Source organism: Bacillus sp. P4_D3 (assembly GCF_056401855.1).
Window position 1 is genome coordinate 1 of record NZ_JBFUIN010000929.1, and the last position, 1,058, is coordinate 1,058.

The 1,058-nt window shown below is 36.5% G+C and carries 1 protein-coding gene; it reads left to right on the forward strand.

What is annotated here, in order from left to right:
• Positions 1-816: alkaline phosphatase (locus AC1DTM_RS28080; protein ID WP_477001440.1), on the forward strand; the 816-nt coding region annotated here is incomplete at its 5' end.
• Between the last annotated feature and the right edge of the window lie 242 nt (positions 817-1,058).

A 1,058-nucleotide genomic window follows, 5' to 3' on the forward strand; every position in this document is an offset into this window, starting at 1 on the left:
GAAGGTAGTAAGGCAGATTGGGCAGCACATGCAAATGACCCAATCGGGATGATTAGCGATGTATTGGCGTTTGATGATGCGGTTACAGAAGCGTTAACATTTGCGAAGAAAGATGGTAACACTATGGTCATTGCTCTAGCGGATCATGGTAATAGCGGTATTTCCATTGGTAACAGCAATACCACAAAAGGATATGATACTACACCAGTATCAGCTTACATTGACCCACTGAAAAAGGCGAAAATGACACTTGAAGGTGCTACAAGTAAACTAAAAGATGATTTATCTAATATAAAAGAAGTAGCTGCACTTTACGGTTTAGACAACCTAACTGATGATGAAAGAAAAAAATTAAAAGCTGCACAAAAGAAAACTGATGTAGGTCCAATCCTTACTAAATTATTGGCCAACCGGGCGAACATCGGTTTTACAACTGGTGGTCATACAGGTGAAGATGTATTCTTATACTCTTACGGTCCTCAAAAGCCATACGGTTTAGTCCAAAATACAGACATTGCGAAAATAATGGCCAAAGCAATGGGCTTTCAATTAGGAGAAATCACTAAGAAATTATTCTTAGATGCTGAAACAGCCTTTAAACAAATTGGTGCAACTGTAACGATTGACAAAAAAGATGCACGAAACCCGGTGCTTGTAGTAAAACGCGATAATACGGAGGCCAAATTGTTTGTTAATAAAAACATTATCTGTATCGGTGGAAAAGATCATGAATTAGGAAGCATCGTTGTAGAAAGCAATGGGAAATTCTATGTACCTGAAAAAGCAATTCAACTATTCACTAAGTATTCTCGCTAAAATAAAAAAGAATCCAAAGGACCTACTACATGCTCGTTCGCTGTACAAACCCAACATCTTTAGCGATATGGGACAAAAGACATTGAATTTCCTGTGCAAATAATTGTAACTCGTCAGATTTAAAAACAGACATAAAAAAACGCCATCCTTTCTATAAAAAGGATGGCGTTTTTTTCGTTATATAGATACAAATTTATCTTATTGAATCCATTCAACAATAGTATCCATAGTTTGTCTTGTTT